The organism is Streptomyces sp. NBC_00289, assembly GCF_041435115.1.
Classification (GTDB): domain Bacteria; phylum Actinomycetota; class Actinomycetes; order Streptomycetales; family Streptomycetaceae; genus Streptomyces.
The window spans coordinates 438,669-456,979 of sequence record NZ_CP108046.1 but is presented as its reverse complement, the minus strand read 5'-3'; the positions used below and the strand labels follow the sequence as shown (position 1 = coordinate 456,979).

13 protein-coding genes and 9 pseudogenes are annotated in these 18,311 nt (G+C 64.6%); 12 read left to right on the top strand and 10 right to left on the bottom strand.

Going from position 1 to position 18,311, the window contains the following annotated elements; genetic code table 11:
- Nucleotides 1-106: 106 nt before the first annotated feature.
- From OG985_RS02435 to OG985_RS02410, 6 genes and pseudogenes are all read right to left on the bottom strand, one after another.
- Nucleotides 107-673, bottom strand: coding sequence for a transposase (locus OG985_RS02435; protein WP_371674232.1), 567 nt, complete (start codon nt 671-673; stop codon nt 107-109).
- Complete coding sequence (locus tag OG985_RS02430) at nt 589-1,128, bottom strand: winged helix-turn-helix domain-containing protein (RefSeq protein WP_371674231.1); 540 nt, start codon at nt 1,126-1,128, stop codon at nt 589-591. The genes OG985_RS02435 and OG985_RS02430 overlap by 85 nt, the downstream gene beginning before the upstream one ends.
- Nucleotides 1,129-1,316: 188 nt before the next feature.
- Nucleotides 1,317-1,865, bottom strand: a pseudogene (locus tag OG985_RS02425) (winged helix-turn-helix domain-containing protein).
- 75 nt (nt 1,866-1,940) lie between these two features.
- Nucleotides 1,941-2,144 carry a transposase family protein gene (locus OG985_RS02420; RefSeq protein ID WP_371674230.1) on the bottom strand — a complete coding sequence of 68 codons (204 nt, stop codon included), beginning with the start codon at nt 2,142-2,144 and terminating at the stop codon, nt 1,941-1,943.
- On the bottom strand, nt 2,141-2,905 hold the full coding sequence (locus OG985_RS02415; protein WP_371666633.1) for a transposase: 765 nt from the start codon (nt 2,903-2,905) through the stop codon (nt 2,141-2,143). Before OG985_RS02415 ends, OG985_RS02420 begins: the two co-directional genes overlap by 4 nt.
- 301 nt (nt 2,906-3,206) lie before the next feature.
- Nucleotides 3,207-3,332: pseudogene (locus OG985_RS02410) on the bottom strand (IS5/IS1182 family transposase); the annotation flags it as partial.
- Nucleotides 3,333-3,445: 113 nt separating this feature from the next.
- On the opposite strand from OG985_RS02410, the pseudogene OG985_RS02405 reads away from it, so the two are divergent.
- The 7 genes and pseudogenes from OG985_RS02405 to OG985_RS02375 all read left to right on the top strand — a co-directional run.
- Nucleotides 3,446-4,194, top strand: a pseudogene (locus OG985_RS02405) (transposase family protein).
- A 491-nt stretch (nt 4,195-4,685) separates the two neighbouring features.
- A complete protein-coding gene (locus tag OG985_RS02400; protein WP_371666632.1) occupies nt 4,686-5,552 on the top strand; it encodes a DUF692 family multinuclear iron-containing protein in 867 nt (288 codons plus the stop codon).
- Nucleotides 5,549-6,295: a hypothetical protein gene (locus OG985_RS02395; protein WP_371666631.1), complete on the top strand. Its 747-nt coding sequence runs from the start codon at nt 5,549-5,551 to the stop codon at nt 6,293-6,295. Before OG985_RS02400 ends, OG985_RS02395 begins: the two co-directional genes overlap by 4 nt.
- Nucleotides 6,267-7,529 (top strand): MFS transporter, encoded by a 1,263-nt coding sequence (locus OG985_RS02390; RefSeq protein WP_371666630.1) that lies wholly within the window; start codon nt 6,267-6,269, stop codon nt 7,527-7,529. Before OG985_RS02395 ends, OG985_RS02390 begins: the two co-directional genes overlap by 29 nt.
- Nucleotides 7,522-8,349 (top strand): DUF692 family multinuclear iron-containing protein, encoded by an 828-nt coding sequence (locus tag OG985_RS02385; RefSeq protein ID WP_371666629.1) that lies wholly within the window; start codon nt 7,522-7,524, stop codon nt 8,347-8,349. The genes OG985_RS02390 and OG985_RS02385 overlap by 8 nt, the downstream gene beginning before the upstream one ends.
- Complete coding sequence (gene asnB, locus OG985_RS02380; protein ID WP_371666628.1) at nt 8,310-10,541, top strand: asparagine synthase (glutamine-hydrolyzing); 2,232 nt, start codon at nt 8,310-8,312, stop codon at nt 10,539-10,541. Before OG985_RS02385 ends, asnB begins: the two co-directional genes overlap by 40 nt.
- A 117-nt stretch (nt 10,542-10,658) precedes the next feature.
- Nucleotides 10,659-11,062, top strand: a pseudogene (locus OG985_RS02375) (transposase family protein); the annotation flags it as partial.
- Between the two features lie 136 nt (nt 11,063-11,198).
- Here the strand turns inward: OG985_RS02375 and OG985_RS02370 are convergent.
- Nucleotides 11,199-12,552, bottom strand: a pseudogene (locus tag OG985_RS02370) (IS1380 family transposase); the annotation flags it as partial.
- Nucleotides 12,553-12,713: 161 nt separating this feature from the next.
- Nucleotides 12,714-13,046, bottom strand: a pseudogene (locus OG985_RS02365) (transposase); the annotation flags it as partial.
- Between the two features lie 158 nt (nt 13,047-13,204).
- Between OG985_RS02365 and OG985_RS02360 the strand changes: the two are divergent.
- Together OG985_RS02360 and OG985_RS02355 are read left to right on the top strand one after the other, a co-directional pair.
- A complete protein-coding gene (locus OG985_RS02360; protein ID WP_371666627.1) occupies nt 13,205-14,086 on the top strand; it encodes an IS5 family transposase in 882 nt (293 codons plus the stop codon).
- Between the two features lie 2 nt (nt 14,087-14,088).
- Nucleotides 14,089-14,493 (top strand): hypothetical protein, encoded by a 405-nt coding sequence (locus OG985_RS02355; RefSeq protein ID WP_371674229.1) that lies wholly within the window; start codon nt 14,089-14,091, stop codon nt 14,491-14,493.
- 557 nt (nt 14,494-15,050) lie between these two features.
- Here OG985_RS02355 and OG985_RS02350 read toward each other — a convergent pair.
- Both OG985_RS02350 and OG985_RS02345 read right to left on the bottom strand, forming a co-directional pair.
- A complete protein-coding gene (locus tag OG985_RS02350; RefSeq protein ID WP_371666626.1) occupies nt 15,051-15,590 on the bottom strand; it encodes a hypothetical protein in 540 nt (179 codons plus the stop codon).
- A gap of 110 nt (nt 15,591-15,700) precedes the next feature.
- Entirely contained in the window at nt 15,701-16,024 is a 324-nt protein-coding gene (locus tag OG985_RS02345; RefSeq protein ID WP_371666625.1) for a hypothetical protein, read from the bottom strand.
- A 552-nt stretch (nt 16,025-16,576) separates the two neighbouring features.
- Here OG985_RS02345 and OG985_RS02340 point away from each other — a divergent pair.
- From OG985_RS02340 to OG985_RS02330, 3 pseudogenes are all read left to right on the top strand, one after another.
- A pseudogene (locus OG985_RS02340) lies at nt 16,577-17,126 on the top strand (IS21 family transposase); the annotation flags it as partial.
- A 130-nt stretch (nt 17,127-17,256) separates the two neighbouring features.
- Nucleotides 17,257-18,011 (top strand): annotated as a pseudogene (locus tag OG985_RS02335) (transposase family protein).
- Between the two features lie 15 nt (nt 18,012-18,026).
- Nucleotides 18,027-18,173 (top strand): annotated as a pseudogene (locus OG985_RS02330) (ATP-binding protein); the annotation flags it as partial.
- Between the last annotated feature and the right edge of the window lie 138 nt (nt 18,174-18,311).

Here is an 18,311-nt window from a genome sequence, read left to right as displayed (position 1 = left end):
CGGGCATTGGCAATTGAGTGACGGCAGTGTTCTGGATCGCGGCCCGTCGTTCTCGCGCTCGAAGGCCTTACGACGTGGTGCCGTGGGCGTTACTGACTTCGGCTTGTCAGGGTGACGCTGGATTGTCGAGGGTCAGGCCGGTGCCGGCTATGAAGCCGTCGAGGGTGTCGGGCCGGTACTGGAGGCGTTTGAGCCGGTTGCGAACGAGGGTTTGGAGCCGGTCGAGGGCGACGACGGCGAGGTTGGCCAGGCTCCGTTTGACGTGCGCCCATACCCACTCGACGGGGTTGAGGTCGGGTGAGTAGGCGGGGAGCAGGAACACCTTGAGCCATTCACGTTCGGCGATCAGTTCACGCATGGCGTGGGAGACGTGGGTGTTGAGCCGGTCCCACACCAGCACGATCGGCGCCTTGAGGAGGTGGTGGACGCCGTCGATCAGCGCGATGAAGTCGCGCTCGCCCATGCTGCGGCGCTTGCCCTTGCCTGCGGGGTGGGTGCGCAGGCGGTGGCACAGCCGGGTTCGTGAGCCTGGCCGCATGGCGATCAGCCCGGCCACCGACAGGCGCCCCGAGCGGCGGCCGCTGACCGTCACGACCGGGGTGCGGCCGCGCCGGCCCCAGGTTCGCCCTTTGGGCGGTCGGCGGGTGAAACCCGCTTCGTCCTCGAAGCAGATGTAGCCTCCGCAGGCCGCCCGGGCTCTTTTATCTCCGCCCAGGTCGTCTCCTTCCACGCGGTGACGGCCTGCTCGTCGCGTTCGGCAATCCGCCGCGCGGGGACCTGTGGGCTGAAGCCGAGCCGGTGCATCAGCCTGGTGGCTCCCGAGACGCTGTAGGAGAGGTGGAACTTCCTGCCGATCAGCGTGGCCACCCGAGCAGCGGTCCACACCTGGTCCTCCACCCATCCATGCGCGGCTGGTCCCTGCTCGAGATACCCGGCGAGCTTCTCCAGGCAGCGCGGTGACAAACGGCATCGCGACCCGCTCGGGCCACGCGAGGTCAGAGCCTCACGACCTCCGTCCCGCCACAACTGGTGCCATCGGTAAGCCGATTTCAGGCTCACCCGCAGGCGCCTTGCAACCTCCGGCGGCTTGATCTTCTGCTCGAACAACTCGGCTGCCCGCATCCGTATCGTTTCCCGGCGCCGGCGCCCCGCAGAGGTCAGCCCGCCCCCATCCGCATACCTCACACACCACGGAATACAGCCACCACCACAGGCCCCTCAGGGACTTCGCGAAGATTCACCCTAACGAGCCGAAGTCAGTAACGGTAGTTCGTTAAATCCGGCCGGTGGTGGGGATTGACGACGGGTTGGGTTGGTCATAGGCCGGTGGTAGGAGTCAACTGCCTTGTTGGGGGCTGAAGATGGCTGCTCGCCGCCCGTGTCCGCCCGCGCCGGGTCCGTTGGAGGAGTACGCGGCCCGGTTCGACGACCTCTTCGTCCCTCTCGATCGCCCGCCGGGCGGGGACCTGGCAGCTCCAGCCGTGCCGCTTGAGCAGCGCGGCTACACCCTGCACGGTGTAGCTCTTATGGAACCGGCGCCCGATGAGGGTCCTGATCCGTGACAGGGTCCAGGTCTGGTCCGGCCAGCCGTGTGCCACCGGACCTTGGCCAGCTCCCGTTCCAGCACGGCGAACAACTCGTCACTGAGCCGCGGCAACGACGCCGGCCCTCTGGAGGCCAGGGCTCTCGGCCCGTCCTGGGACCACCCTGCGCCAGCGCTGAACCGACCGGACGCTCACCCGCAGGTCGTACCTGATGACCACGTTCTCGTCGCCCTGGGCGAACCGCACGGCCGTTTCCAACCTCAACTTCTCGCGGAACGCCTGCCGCTCGCCGGTCAGCCCGCCCCCTTGCACATACCTCATGCAGGTCGGCATACCGCAGGGATCATGAGCCGTCAGCCCGTGCCGACACCACGCTTTGAAGCTCAGTGAGCTTGTTCAGCGATGAGTCTCCAGGGTGAGGATGGCTTTGGTGATTGACGTGATTGCGGTGGGGTGGCAGCGCGCTTTGCGGAGGATGCGCCAGGTCTTGATCTCCGCGATGGTCCGTTCAACAGACCAACGGACTCGCGAGTGAGCCCGGTTGACGCACTTCTGTTTGAGTGTGAGGTCTTTCCCGGGTGTGACTGGTTTGGTGGTCAGGTCGGGGTGGGGATCCAGGCGCCTCGGTCGTCGAAGAGCCGAATGATGGCGTCGAGCAGGTTCTTGCCCTGTTTCGTGGCGGTGGACAGGTAGCCGCGTAAGAAGCGTTCGGCGCCGGGCATCGTGCGCCAGCCGCCGGTGATCTTCTGCTGCACCTTGTTTATCCGGATGGCCTGCTCGCTGGTGTTGCTGTCGAACGGCACCCGCCAGTCGAAGGCGAACCGCAGCACCTGGTCGCGTTCGGCGTCCAACCGGTCGAGCAGGTTCGCCGGCTTCGACCGCTTCCGGCGGGGCTGGCCGGGTGCGCGCGGCGGGTGCAGGGTCCGTCCGGCGGCGATGATCTCCTCGCGGGCCGTGATGCGCTCCAGTGTTTCACGGTGAAGCCGCAGGCCTGCTCGTGGGTGGCCCGGATGTCCTTGATCTGGTCCCAGACCTCCACCAGCAGCCCGGCGAGGTCTTGGGCCCACTCCTGCGGCGAGTCCTCGGTCGCGTTCTCCACCGCGGCCGCGAGTTCGCGCAGGTGGTGCGCGTTGCAGGGCATGGACGGCGCCGGCGTCGGTCTTGTAAGGCTTCCAGCCGTCATGGACCGCGAGCCCGGTGAAGTCGGGCAGCACGTCCATCGCCTCGAACGCATCCACCCCGCGCCGGGTGTGCACCAGGTAGAGCGTCAGCGAGCGGGTGCAGGCGGTGTGCACCCAGCAGGTGCGTCCGGCGATGCGGGTGCCGGTCTCGTCGAAGCCGACCACAGCGCACGCGGTCAACTGCTTCCATGCCGAACGCCGCGGCCCTCTCCTGGCAGGTCAGCGGCCCTTGATGGAGCCGGTGGCGGTCCGCGAGCACCTGCAGGATGCGCTGGTAGTCCACCGACAGCACCGACCAGGCCAGCCCCTCACGCCACACCGGCACCAGCGGCTTCATATTCGCCGCATCCGGCACCTGCGACCTCTTTCCGGTCTGCTCCCCGGCGGCCGACGCGGTCCCCTCGACCCGGGCGCGGTCCTGCCCGCTCTCGCCCGCCGGGGCCAGCACCTCACCGACCCGCGAGCAGGCGATGGCCCACTCCATCCCGTACTGGCCTTCGTGGCCGCTGACCGAGCGGTGCTGCCCCTTCCAGGACGTGATGACCGGCCGGATCAGCTCCCACGCCTCGTCCGACAGATCACTCGGGTACGGCTGCCGCTCGGCCACGTTTCCAGAACACCGCAGGACCGCTCAACCGCAACCCGCCAAACCCGACAACCGGCCACGACGACTCGCAGAACGCCCCACTCACGTCTCAACTCATTTGTCAGGGAGCCTTGTTGGTTACCTATCCTGCCGCACTCGACCTTCCGCATGCCCTCGTGGAGTGGGTCACGATGCTGATCATCACCCGCGAGGGTGACCGCCGGTGCAAACTGCCGGCCTCTCAGCGGGCCCTCATCACGCTCGTGTACCTACGCAAGCACGACACCCTCGCCCAGATCGCCGCCGGCTTCCGGATCAGCGAGAGCACCGCCCACGCACATGTACACAGCGTGATCACCCACCTGGCCGCCCGCGCGCCCTCTCTCACTCACGCGCTGCGGCAAGCCCGCCCTGAGTACATCCTCGTCGACGGCACGCTCGCCGAATGCGACCGCGTGGGCAACAGCCAGGACGACTATTCAGGCAAGCACGGCAAGCACGGCGTGAACATCCAGACGGTCACCGGCCCGGCCGGTGAGCTCGTCTGGTACTCGCCGGCCCTGCCCGGACGGACCGCGGACATCACAGCCGCCCGCACCCACAACATCGCCCCATCTGTGAGCGACTGAAGATCCCCGCCCTCGCGGACAAGGCGTACCAGGGTGCCGGCGGAACGTTCGCCACACCCGTCAAAAGACACCGAAACCGTGAGCTCACCGTCAAAGAGAAGGCCGTCAACCGGGCACACGCCCGACTCCGCTCGCCCGTCGAACGGGCCTTCGCACGACTCAAAGCCTGGCGGATCTTCCGCAAAGCCCGCGTCAGTCCCAACACACTCACGTCAATCGCCAAGGCCGTCCTCACCCTGGAGAAGCAACGCTGAAGAAGCTCAGTGGCCACGCTGAACAAGCTCAGTACAAAGGCAAACTGACGGGACGTCACACTTGCCTTAAACAAGGAGAGTCTGGACACAACACCGTCAACCGCGTTTTCTCCGATCATCGTTGACAGATCCTCATGATGGTCACTCAGGTTGCCCTCCATGTAAGGGAGTTGGTCGGATTGAGTTGCAATTACTCAAGTCGTCGCAATGGCCTCGGGGTTAACTTTAAGTCGATGTACGGTTCATGACGTCAAGTGGCATCCCCATTCTGGCAAATGAGTACATTCACTCCAATCAACAAAAATGCAAAGTCAAGGGATGGTGTTATTGTGAAGCGCGTCAAGGTTCTGAAGAAGCAGCCTCAGGTTGTCCTTACCTGTTTCTGCTGACAGTAAATTAGCCGGTCACCGGGTCTTGCGCACACATCAATTCAAGGCCCGGTGGTCGGAAATAGATCCTGTTTACTGTCGGGTGGGTCACTAAATAGGGGGATGATTTTGCAGATTTCACATGCCGCGGGGGTGGGGATCGCACTCACTTCAGAATTGGGCGCCGAGGTAGTATGTCGGGACGGAGAGAAGTTCGATTTCATCGAGCTCGACCCACACGCTATTCATCTAACCGCAGATGTCGAATCCGCCATCACTGAGCTCGCCGGAAGATATCCCATAGTATTGCACTCGACGAGGCTCTCCATATGTGGTGACAATGAACTTGACCGGTTTCAGATCGAGAAAACGGATCGCATTGCACGGGTAACTGGCTGCGAATACTACTCAGACCATCTCTCTTATACGGGTGCCGGCGACATCAATCTCGACCTTTATATGCCGCCAGAATACAGCGATGAGATGCTGCATTATTTGTATGATCGCGTGAATGTCGTCAGGGATAGCACGCCATGTCCATTCGCGCTGGAAAACGTAGCCATGCTGGTCACTCAGTCAAAGGCGCAATACAGTGAGCTCGACTTTATCGACACCTTACTTAAAGAAACAGGGGTCGGTCTCCAACTGAATCTGCAGAGCGTCGCGGTGAGTGCAATTACCCTCGGTCAAGAGCCTGAGGAATATTTGAAGCTCTTCAATCTGGATAACGTCGCAATGGTGACCGTCGTTCCCGAAGGGTCGATGAATCCCGTATTGCGACGCAAATATGGGGCGGGGATTAATGGGCTCTCTTTGAGAATGCTCAAGTATGTGCTGGAAAATTCCTCCACCGATCGACTGATGGTCCAAGGGCGGGAAGGTGATGACAAGGACGAATTCCTGCGCTTTTACCGAAAGGCGTACGCTGCGTATTATGCAGTCCGGATGGGCGGGCACGAAACGATCGGCCAGAGGGGGGTTGCCCGATGAGCGTATTCGAGTATCAGCGATTTGTGGCAGGCCTCATCGTTGATGAGCACCTGTTTCAAGATTTTGTCCAGGACAGGCATGGAGTACTCCGCCGCTATCAGTTCGACTCCACCGATCGGGAACAGCTAGAGCTGCTCGACACTGACGAGCTCGCCGTCTTCAGGGACGTGGTCGACGGCACGCGTGCCGTCTTCTTCGGTCTGATCTTCGACGAGCTGCGTGGCCGGATGTCAGATGATGGATGGGACCAGCTGCTGGCCAACTTCAGACGCCAGGTCGTGGTTAAGGACTCCCGAGACTCCGCGGACTTGCGGGCATTTTGCACCTGGCTGGGCGAGGAGTTTCCTGGCAGTGCTGGTGTCGCCCTGGCCCGCTACCAGATGACTTTGCAAGTGATCGGCTCGACCCCGGTCGTCGACGGCGAACCGGGGACCCTTCGGCGGGCTTCCCGCACCGCTGTGTTTCGCAGCGGATTCGACCTGGACGAGCTTCTAGAGACGCCGCCGGACAAGTTGTGGACGATCGGTCAGGCCGACGGGATCCGGCACTACGTTCTGCAAAGCAGCGGCGAGAACACAGTCACCGTATCGGAGGTAGACAGCAGCGTGGCGGATCTTCTCGCCTATTTGCGCCGTCCCCGCTCTTCGGCGGAGGTCCGGGTAGCCCTGGCAGGCGGCGAGGATGTGAGCGATGAACTGATCAGGATGCTTGTCGATGCCGGTGCCGTCGTTGAAACCCGTTGAGCAGGTTGCTCCCCATAGTGCAGCCGTCCGGATGGGATTGGTCGCGGGAACGGTCGAGACAGTGGGGACGTCGCTCACATGGACAGGCCTGCCCGTCTACGTGGTCGCCCTCACGGGCGAAGTCTCGTTCCTCACCTGGCTGCTCACCGTGCAGACAATCGCCGGCCTCGTTACGACGCTTGTCGCCGGGGCTGTCACCGACCGCTTCTCGCTACACAAGACCATTATCGCCACGTCGGCTGTCAGCGCCGCAGGGCTGATTACGATCTACGTCGCGTTGTCGCCAGGCCGAGTGTGGCCGTTCCTCTTGCTTAGCGTCGTCATTCAGATCGCCGCCACGATCGCCGGAAACGCGGTCCGGGTCTGGTTCACCTTCCTCAGTGGGCCAGACGAGCTGGTGCGATGGACCGCCACAAGAGGGGCCTGGCTGACCACCGCCAAACTGGTCGGCACCGGCGCAGGGCCGGCCGTGTACGGCCTGACCGGGGGTGGTGCTCTGCTACTCAACGCCGCCCTCATCGTCGCCGCAGCGGTGCTGTATGGCTGCGCGTCGCGAGGCCTGCCTTACGGAGTAGGTCGGACACCTGGGGCCAACGAGAGTGTCGGACCCGGCGGAATCGGACCGCGCACCCAAATCCTGGCACAGGTTATAGCAGCAGTCCGGCTCGTCCGGACTGTACCGAGACTGGGCATGCTCCTTGGCCTGCAGGCAAGCGCAGGACTCCTCGGGCTGCCACTGACCGGCGTAGCGTTGCAACTGCTGCAAGCCATGCCGTCCACCCAAACGATCCATTACTCGGCTTTTTGGGTGGTGGGATTCGGAGCGGCGTTCGCAGCGAATCTCACCTTGAGCAAGAGCCGAATCCTCGATCGTCGTCAGGTGGCGACGACAGGCGCATGCATTGCCGCGACCGTCGTCGCCTTCGCCGCTATCTCGGGTGTCTCCGACCCGCTCGTGTTCGTGCTGGGATTCGTCATCGTCGTAGTCGCCAGAACGACGCTGAACGTCATGCTGTTCGCCGCCATCGTTCCTACCGTGCCCGCACAGTATCGGGGACGCGTCATCGCGCTCAGCGACCTAGTGAACAACGGCACGGGACTGCTTGCGTTGACCATATTCGGCGCGCTGCGAACGGACGCGCTACCACTGACCACCATGGCCTACGTCGCCACGGTGGGAATAGCCTCCTATATTCTCGTCAAAGCGATGAACAGGAACATGAGACATGAGTGAATTCGCTGGAGTCGGCATCTCGTACCGGCCAGAATTCGCGGATTTTCAGCAACGCCTCGCGGAAGTAGTGGACTGCGTGGAGATCCTTTTTGAAGGATCGTTTCCAGTGGGAAAAGAAGGCACCGAGGTGCTCGGGTGGCCGCATCAGAAGGCCGCTCACGCCATGACGCTCTCCCCAGCCCGGGCGGACTTTCAGATCCAGCCGGAATTGCGCCTACTCCTGGCAGAGGCCCGGGACAACGGCATCGTCCTCCTCAGTGACCACTTGAGCTATTCATCGGTCGGTGAATATTCCGTGCCCAATTTTTTCTCCTGCACTCGCACGGCCGCCGAGGCGGATCGCATCGCCGGGAATATCGCCGCCCTGCGAGAGGCCGCGCAGATGAACGTCGCCATCGAGAACCCGGTCACTTTCCTCTCTCAGCCAAGCGACGCGATGAGTGAGACGCAGTTCGTCAACACTGTCCTGAACACGGCAGACTGCGGCATGGTCCTCGACGTCAACAATCTCTACATCGACGCCAAAAACAACTCGTTCGATCCATACGACTACATCCGCTCACTTGACGGCGACAGGATCGCTTACCTCCACGTCGCCGGCCACGCCCACTACAGGGGTCTACTGGTCGACTCCCACGACAGCAACGTGGACGCTGAGGTATGGCAACTGCTGGATTTCGCGCTCGGCACCACTGGCGCCGCAGCGGTGATACTCGAGCGCGACAACAGGAGCGCCACCGAAGAAGTTATCATGTCAGAGCTGGACATCCTCCGCAGCATATGGAACAGGCACCGCAAGGGGACTGCATGTGCGGCATAGCCGGACACGCCGCCTTCGGTGGCCGAAAACTCCCTGAAGAGACCGAACAGACCCTCAGCCGAATGCTGCGTACCCTGTCACTGCGCGGGCCCGACGACAATGCCATGATCGTCGACCACTCTGTGGCAATGGGCTTCAGCCGCCTGGCCATCGTCGATCTGCCCAGTGGGCGGCAGCCCTTCGTAAGCGAGGACGGCTCCGTCGTCCTGACCGTGAACGGCGAGATCTACAACCACCGCGAACTCGCCAAGGGCCTGCCGCAAGACACTACTTGGCGTTCCAAGTCAGACTGCGAGGTGCTGCTACATCTCTACCACCACCGTGGCCTGGAATTCTTGGAGGGCGTCCGGGGCATGTTCGCCCTAACGCTGTGGGATCGACGCCGCGCCAGACTCCTCCTGGCGAGGGACTACTTCGGAATCAAGCCACTGTTCTACCACCGTGACCGCGAACGCCTCGTTTACGGGTCGGAAATCAAGGCGCTGCTACAAGATCCCCGGTGCCCACGCACAATCGCCTGGGAAGACGCTCTGGCCGACCGCGCCCTGACCTGGGAGCCACTGTTGGTGACCCGCCGGCCCCAGACGTGGTTCACAGGCGTTGATGCGGTCCGGCCCGGTACGATCCTCGACTTCAATCTTAAGACCGCAGACCTCACAGAGCATGCCTTCTGGCGATTCCCGCCGCCTTCTGGCCATGGCGAGACAGGGGCGAGCGACGCAGAGATCGTCCGCCACTATGGAGATATCCTCCGCTCCTCCGTCACCGACTGTCTCATGGCCGATGTAGAAATCGGGCTGATGCTCAGCGGGGGCGTGGACTCTGCGTCCCTCGCGGCCCTCGCAACATCCACGGCCGGTGACGCAGGGCCAGCCATGCATACATTCACCGTGCTCAACGGCACTACAACGGTGAACGGCGACGCCGAACATGCTCACCACCATGCCTCCCGACTGGGCCTGCCCAATCATCAAGTGCTGTTCGAACGTGACCGCATCCCCAGCGGACAAGAGTGGAAGAACCTGCTCTGGCTGCAGGAGACACCACTCTGCGGTCCAGAGCAGTTCTACAAATACGAGCTGTACCGATACGTCCGAAGCGTCCGGCCCGGGCTCAAGGTCATGCTGCTCGGCCAGGGCTCGGACGAGTTCAACGGCGGGTATTCCGCGGACATGGCGGGCGACGACGGTTGGGAAGGCTTCATCGCCGAGTTGACCGGGATGAGCCGCCGTACCGCTCTGGCCTCCGCTCCGGAACTGAGCCTGTGGTGGGAAACCACCGACAAGCCGCTGCTGCGAGACACCGCTCTCCCGGCGTTCTCTCCCCCTGTCGATTCCTACGCCGCTTTCATCACCATGAAGTACCACGACATCGAACGGTACAACTGTTGGCACGAAGACCGCAGTGCCTCAGGCCACGGAATAGAGGCCCGGGTGCCCTTCCTCGACCCGCGCTTGGTCGAGCTGACCGCAGCCATTCCGCCTCAGCGCCGCGCCCGCCTGCTGTGGGACAAACGGATCCTCCGCGACGCCATGCGGGACGTCCTGCCGGACCCGATACGCAAGCGCCCGAAGGTCCCCTTCATCCTCGGTCACGGAGGCGGCCACTCTCGGGCTGTATTCGCCCAGATGCTTACGAGTAGCAACGGCGAATTGCTGGACGAAGCCCTTGCCACCCCAGCAGCCGCTCACCTACTCCACGCCGATGGCCTGCGCGCCGCGCTGAAGCAACTGCGCGACGTACCCAGTTCACACATGGTCGATCGGGTGCTGCGGTTGATCAACCTCGGCCTTCTCGCGACGATGGCAGCCGACCCGCCTGATTTGATCATTGCAAACGGACCTCGTGCGCCGCGGGCCTATTCGGTAACCGAGTGGTCCGCTCAGCGCACCGACATCGAGTCGGTCACTCTCGGCCGACATTCCCCCGACGACACGGTCCTCGCGTTCGCGGAGAACGTGCTTCTGTTACGCGACGACAAAGACTCCGACATCTCGTACCTGGCCATCGACGGGACCGTCGAGTACATGATCAGAGAGCAGGACGCACCCGCCTGGTCACGCCTCCTACGCGAAATCGACGGCCGGACCACACTCAGCGGCGTGATGAGCGCTGCTGATGCCGAGCACGCCGACATCCTCGACCTCCTCTCGCAGGCCCTTGAGGAAGGGATCCTGGTGACCACCCCCTGATCATGCTGTTTCCGCGGGACTGTCTAATCAACGGCTCTGGCCCGTAAACGGTGGTAACACCGAGTAGCAGCACGTGATCATGATCTTGTGATGGGTGTCAATGAGCTTGTGGGCGTGGTGTTTTCGGGTTTGTCGGCCTCGTCGTCGAAGTCGTGGCGGACGAGGGAGACGTCATCTGGGTGTTGGCGCGGACGCGGGAATCCGGTGCCGTGCCCGGTGTGCGGGCAGCCGGCGGGGCGCGTGCACGGCTTCCAGGGACGGAGGTCGCAAACGTGCCGGTGGATGGACGTCGGGTGGTCGTCTCGGTGATGTTGCGCCGGCTGATGTGCCCGGTGCTCGGCTGTACGCGGCAGACGTTCCGTGAGCAGGTTCCCTGTGTCGTGGAGCGCTACCAGCGTCGCACCACCCGCCTGGCCGACCAACTCGGCTGCGTGGTTAGGGAGTTAGCGGGCAGGGCGGGCGCCTGCCTCGCCGCGTGCTGGCGTGCGCAAGCTAGCCTCCCCGTTTCGCTTCGAGTGGTTGAGCTGGAGTGATGGCGGAGGACTGGTGCTGTCGGCCCTGGTTCGGTGTGTGGGCATGGCTTGGGCCCGACGCTCGGGCCGGGGTCTCCAACGGGTTCCTCGGTGGTGGGAGGGCAGGGACATTGCCGCAGTTCAGGTGGTCGGGCGCGGGTAGTGTGGTGAGGCGGACGAAGGCGTTGATGAGTTTTTGCCGCCAGGGCCAGGTCGCGGCGATCCGCAGGCGAAGGCGGCGGCCGCCGCGAGTGATGCGGGCGGCTGCGTGCAGCAGCCGGTAGCGCAGCTTCTTCGGCTCGGCGGTGGCCAACTCTCCTTCGAGCAGCAGGGTCTGGGTCCACGCGAGCAGATCGGTGGCGGTCAGGGACAGCTCCAGCACGCTTGGTTGAGGGGGAAGTGGCGGGAGGGGAAGCGGCCGAAGCCGGTGGTCTTTCCGCAGCGGATGCGGTCCTCGACGCGTGCGTGCGCGCGGTGGCGGACTTCCAGGTGCTGCAGCGAGCCTTCGCCATAGGGGTGTCGGTCAGGAAGACCCGGTGGCGCATGCCCTCATCCAGGTCGAACAGGGACAGTTGGGCGGCGGGGTGCGGGCGCTCGCGGCGGACGATGATCCGGGTGCCGCCGGGGTAGCCGTCCAGGTCGACCATGCCGGTCAGCTCGGCGACCTCGGCGCTGGCGCGCAGGGTGCCATCCTGCTCCAGCGCGGGGTGCCAGACCTTGTCGGGCAGGGCGCGGATCGCGCGGCGTACCGGCTCGGTGACGGGATGTCCGACCGAGAAGGATATGTGGACGCCTCGGGCGTGCAGGGCCCGCAGGTGAGCCAGGAACGCTCTGGGACGGTGATGTGGTCGGCGGCGGTGTTGGCGCCCGCCTGCGTTGCCCGGCCGCAGCAGTCGGGTCCAGGGCTCCGCCGGTGTTGTCCGGGAAGCACAGCAGTGGGTGATAGCCGAAGCCTCGCTTGTAGGTGGCTGCGGCCTGCTCTTTCTCGGAGTGGCAGGTGACCACGGTGGCGTCCATGTCAGTGACCAGCCCGGGCAGGTTCCGCCCGCCGGCTTGGGCCGCGGGTATGCCGCGGCCCGTCTCGGCGGCCTACATCCAGGCGACCTCGCGCGCTGCAGCTCGGGCCGTGTGCAGTGCTTCCAGTTCCGTGTGGTCGATGCCGACAGCAGGCGCCAGGCGGTCGGAGTAGAGGCCACCGGTCCGAAGACCTCGGCCTGGTCACGCAGTAGGGCCAAGTCGGCGATGGCTTCGCCGCCGTCCGCGAGCATCACCGCCAGGTCCACCGCGATTCTGCCCGGGTTGTCTCCGGTGCCGCGTGGCCGCAGACGACGGCGCAGAGCGTCGGTGAACGCGGCGGTCAGACCGGTGGTGTCAGCGAGATCGGCCAACAGCCGGGACCCGGCATGGCTGACCACCCCGTGGCCGTCGGCCGAGACGACGGGCTTGGGGCGCGAGGCGGTAGTGTGCACGCAGAAAGTGCCCTCCTGCTGGGATGACAGAGACCTTCGACAAGCCTCATCTTCCCAGCTCAGAGGGCGCTTTCGCGTTTCCAAATCAAGATCCGGACACCGCGGCAAGTGAAACGCGCAGGCTAGTAGGGCTTAGTCAGCTTCACTCGTGGGTGGCGTGTCCGCTGGTCCGTGAGGGTCGTTGGGGTGTGTCAATTTAACGGCTCTGTTCCGTAGTCGGTGGTGACGGTGCGTTCTCCCCATTGCAGGAGGATGCGGTGACGGAGGAGGTCGAATCCTGCTCGGCCGTGCATCTGCCGCGTGATCTTCTCGGTTCGGGTATTGACGCCCTCTGTCCGGCCGTTGTGGTGGGGCAGGGTGAGGCCGGCGTTCACGGCGGTGCGGTTGAGTTCGAGGCCGTTGCAGAAGCTGTGCAGGTGGGGCAGGCCAGCGGTGCGGACTGTGGCGATCCACTGGGTGAGCTTGTCGTCGTTGGCCTGGGTCGGGGTCAGGGGCGTGGCGAACTCGCCGGTGAGTCGGGCGAGTGCGAGCGCATGCTGGCAGGTCGAGTGCGGCAGGATAGATGACCAACGAGGCCCCCGAGCAGCGTGGTTGAGACGTCAGTGGGCGTTCTGCGAGTCGTCGTGGCCGGTTGTCCGGTTTGGCGGGTTGCGGTTGAGCGGTCCTGCGGTGTTCTGGAAACGTGGCCGAGCGGCAGCCGTACCCGAGTGATCTGTCGGACGAGGCGTGGGAGCTGATCCGGCCGGTCATCACGTCCTGGAAGGGGCAGCACCGCTCGGTCAGCGGCCACGAAGGCCAGTACGGGATGCGGGAGATCGTCAACGCGATCCTGTACCAGGCCCGGGTGGGCTGCCAGTGGCGCTACCTGCCGCACGATCTCCCGCCGTACACCGCGGTGTACTACTACTTCGGCAAGTGGCGCGACGACTGCACCGACCAGGTGATCCATGACCTGTTGCGCTGGCAGGTCCGAGAGAGCCGCGGCCGGAGCGAGGACCCGTCCGCGATCGTGATGGACACCCAGACCGTGCACACCTCGGTCAACGCACCGAAGGAGACGACCGGGCTGGATCCGGGCAAGAAGAGCCGGGGCCGCAAGCGGGGCATCGCCACTGACGTGCTCGGCCTGCTCATCGCGGTGATCGTGGTGGGCGCGAGCGTGCACGACAACGCCATCGGCATCACATTGCTGGACCGGGTCGCCGCGGACAACCCGTCGGTGACCAAGAGCTGGGTGGACGCCGGGTTCAAGAACGCGGTCATCAACCATGGCGCCGCCCTGGGCATCGACGTCGAGGTGGTCCGGCGGGGTCCGGACACCAAGGGCTTCACGCCGGCGCCCAAGCGGTGGATCGTCGAGCAGACCTTCGGCACGCTGATGCTGCACCGCCGCCTGGCCCGCGACTACGAAACGCTGCCCGCCAGCTCGGCCTCATGGATCCGCTGGTCGATGACCGACGTGATGACCCGCCGCCTCACCGCCGCTACGACGTTGACCTGGCGCGACCCGCCGCCCGCCCGACCGCGGGGACCCGGTGGGAACGAGCGGAACGAGCCGGAGTGAGCATGCACCAGTTCCTGGAACAGCTCCAGATACGCGAGGCCGCGGCCCGCGACCTGGCCGACAAGCTCCGTTCCCAGATCGCCGAGCTCACTACCCAACTCGAGGCCGCCGAACGGGCCTTGCAGCGGCTGCGCATCACCTACGAGACCATCCTGGAGATCGCCCCGGATCTCCCCGGCGGGCTCGAGCCGCTGCCCTCGGCCTACCGCCAGATCCTCGCGCTGTTCGAGGACACCGAACACGGCCTCCATCCCAAAGAAGTCTGCCTCGCCCTGAACACCGGCACCGAGCCCCGGCACGTTGAAGGCACCCGCGCCAAGCTGGAACGCCTGGTCAGCCGCGGCATCCTCACCGAACCAGAACCCGGCCTCTTCACGCTTCCGCAGCCAGCCCCACACCCAGACTGACAGCCGGCAAAAGCTCGCAGAACGCCCACTCAGACATCTCGATCAACTGCCCGGAGGCCTCGCTCGCTGCGCTTGGTGGGCGTCACCTGATCGGGGCCCAGCTCGAAGAAACTCAATGAGCTTCTTCAGCTTGGCAACGATCGGGTGACGGCCGTCTCCGCAAAGCTTGCCGATCACTGCAGGCCGTGCCCCGGTCAACCTTCGGCACCCATTCACCTGGGGGAGTGGCCGCTGAAGGGCTCAATGAGCACTACACAGCACTACCACCGACTACGGGCCAGAGCCGAAATCTTCACAGACCCTCCCGAACCCGACCTCCACCCGCGGCGAAATGCGCCACGGAGTCGCGGAGTCGGTCAAAGGCAAACGGAATCGGCGATGATGCGTCGGCAGGCACGTTCTTCCACTCGGATCACGGGACGTCGAGAATTCCATGATCTTGGAAGCCCATGCCTGTCACGCTCCCGCCGGAACCCCACCAAGTCGCAGATCATCGCGGCATCAAGCGACTACGCCGCAGCCCCGGGGCTGCGGCGAGGCCGAACCTCCTGTGAATTTCAGTGCTTAAGGCTGATCGCCATACTGGCATAGTCCCGGCTGTCGCCAGCAGTGGACGAGTACTCAGCTGTGTTGTTCACCCGCATGCCCCCGATCACGTCCGACTTGCCCCTTCCCTTCACAAGGTGAGAGAAGGAGGAAAGTCCGTCGAAGTCCGTGTTGCCGCACCCAGCTCCGTCGAAAAGGCTCATCTTGGTTGTGGTGTGCATGCCGTCTTGCTCAAGCGTTGCTCGCAGTTCAGCTACCACGCGCACCGCCTCACCGGTGAAGTCTTCCTGACACGCCTGCATAGTCCAGGTGGTGGTTTTCTGGAAAGCCACGATCTTCGTAGGTGCCTCGAACTTGAGTACGGGATTCGTGATGCCATCCGGGGCTGCATTCTCCGACTCGGCGTGGACGAACATGTTGAAAGTCGGGGTAACAGTTTGGTGCCGCGGAACCAAAACCACGGCCTGGGCTGACACGGCCGGGACGAGAACCGCACCGGCAACAGCGGTTGCACCCAGCGCCAGACCCGCAAGGCTTCGCGTGAGGAACATGATCTCTCCTTATAATTCGACTGGAGGAAGCACCCTCCGAAGCGAGCCACCGAAGTGGTGTTGCTGCCTAATACGGACCGCTTCACGCGCCCCGCGCAGGTAATTGCTACTCACGTCGGGCCTTGGGCCGGTCTTGGACACCCGAGCGACTTGGACTCGAAGGTCCAGGAGGGTGTCGTCACTCTGGTGATGGTGGGAGGCCTGACCGCCTGGATCGCCAAGGAAAGCCTGCGCACCCTCCTTGCTCTGGCCCGCACCGGCGCCAGGGCTGATTCAAAGTCCCAGCGATCATGTGGCGTTGCTGCTCGGAGTAGGCCGATCAGGTCCAGCGGGCGGGTGAAAGGCGCGTAGGAGATCTCGCGCCAGCCGGCGGCGATGCCGTGATGTCCGGCGCCGCGCAGGGTGCTGATCGCGAAGCTGCGCAGCGTGGCCATGTTCTCCGGCCCATGCCCGGTGCGGATCTTCGGGGCGTCCGGGGGGCGTCCTCGCCGAACGTGGTGTCTCTCACGTGGTGCACGGCCTCAATGCCCCAGTGACCGCAGGCGAGTTGGTCGATGGCCTACGGTGATGCCGCAGGTGCCGGCAGGTCATCTCGCGGGTGATCTCGCCCGTCCTGAGGTCGGTGCGGTGCCGGTGGATCTTCGCGGCCTGCGTCACGTGCGGGAAGTCCATAGCAAGGTCGGTGACGGTGAGGGTGCGGACCGAGCGGCCTCTCGCGCCGTCCGTGCCTGGCCTCTCGTTCGCAGTGTCGCGCGGTCACCTCGTTCCACGGCAAAGAGCGCAGCACGTCGTGGAGCGTCGGCTGGTTCCGCTTGACCACGAGCACGTAGTGCGCCTTCTTCTCCACCAGCCATCTCGCTGTCGCCGTACGTCTGAACGCGGCCAGTGACGTACGAGTGGAAAGGGCGGCTTGTTGATGCGGTGAGTCCTGTTGCTCGGCACTCTGCTGCTGGTTGGTAAGGGGCGGCGGAGGGCAGCAGCTGGCGATGGTGTTGGACCCGCAACGCTGGTGGGAACTGCGACGTTTCCGTGCCCTGTTCGAGTCCGGTGCGGTGACTCTGACGGAGGTCGCCAAGGAGACGGGCCTGAACCGGAAGCCGGTCCGCATGTATCTGTCCGGGCAGGCCCCGGCCGCGCCGCCGAGGAGGGTGTCGAACGGCAGGCCACGCAAGAAGGCGGTGGACGAGGTCGCGCTGCTGATCGACGCGATGCTGAAGGCGGAGATCCTCATCAAGGGTGCGGTGGTGCACGAGCGCCTGGTGAAGAACTACGGCTCCACCATCAACTACCGGCGCGTCAAGGTCTATCTGCAGGAAGCCCGTCCACGAGTTGCCGAGGAACTGGGCATCTCGCCGCGGGAATTGGCGGGGATGCGCCGCCGCCTCGAGGTCGTGCCCCGGGCCCAGGCCCAGGCCGACTGGGGCGACGAGGGCAAGGTTCTCGCCCACCTGAGCATCCCGAAGGTCTATTCGTTCCACATGACCCTGTCCCCGCGATCCGTTCTGCTGCTTCACCACCAGTCAGGATCTGCAGACCGACCAGTGAGCGTTTTCAGGGTGGCCACTGATCGAGTGATGCAAGGGGATGGCTGGCAGGGCAACGGACGAGGCTCCCAGGCAGTTGAGAGAGGTATCTGACATGCGATCTCGGTTGCCGGGGAGCCCCGTTGATTACGTATCCTGCCGCACTCGACCTCCCGCATGCCCTCGTGGAGACGGTCACGATGCTGATCGTCCTTCGTGAGGGTGACCGCCGGTGCAAGCTCCGTCCGTCCGCGCGTGCGGTTGTCGCGCTCGTGTACTTGCGCCAGCACACCACGCTGGCCCAGATCGCCGCTGGTTTCCGCATCAGCGTCGGGACCGCGCACGCCTATGTCCGCTCCGTGGTGGGCCTGCTGGCGCGCCGGGCTCCGGGGCTGACGCGGGCCCTGCGTGAAGTGAAGGCCCGGGCGGAATACGTGCTGGTGGACGGCACCTCGCGGAGTGCGACCGGGTCGGTGACGGCCGCGGGGACTACTCGGGAAAGCACCGGCGTCACGGTGTGAACCTGCAGGTCGTCACCGATCCGGACGGCACCATCGTATGGATCTCGAAGGCGCTGCCCGGTCGCACCCACGACCTCACCGCCGCCCGCACCCACCGGATCATCGACACCTGCCGCAGACTCGGTATCCCGGTCCTGGCCGACCTCGGCTACCTCGGTGCCGGCGGCACCATCACCACCCCGATCCGACGTTCTCCCGGCAAAGAACTCAACCGCCGGCAGCTATCGCTGAACAGGGCTCATGCCCGCCTGCGCTACCCGGTCGAGCGCGGCATGGCCCGATTGAAGACCTGGCGGATCTTCCGCAAAGCCCGCTGCAGCCCCACCTGGCTCACCACCGCAGCCAAAGCCGTCCTCACCCTTGAGAGCTACTGCTGAAAATCCTCAGTGGCCCGCCGGGCCGAGGAGGGCAAGCTCGGCTATCTCGACTTCCTCGACTTGGTGCTGTCCGAGGAACTCGCGGTCCGCGACGACCGCCGCTTCCGCCGGTCTCTGCTGTTCTCGAAGCTGCCGCACCACAAGACGCTGGAGGACGTCGAAGATGTCGGCGCGGGCGGTGGCCCGGTCGGGCCAGAAGCGGGTGCCGATCTCCTCTTTGAGTACGGCCCAGAAGCTCTCCTCGGCGGCGTTGTCGAAGCAGCTCCCGGTCCGGCCCATGCTCTGCCGGTGTCCCAACTT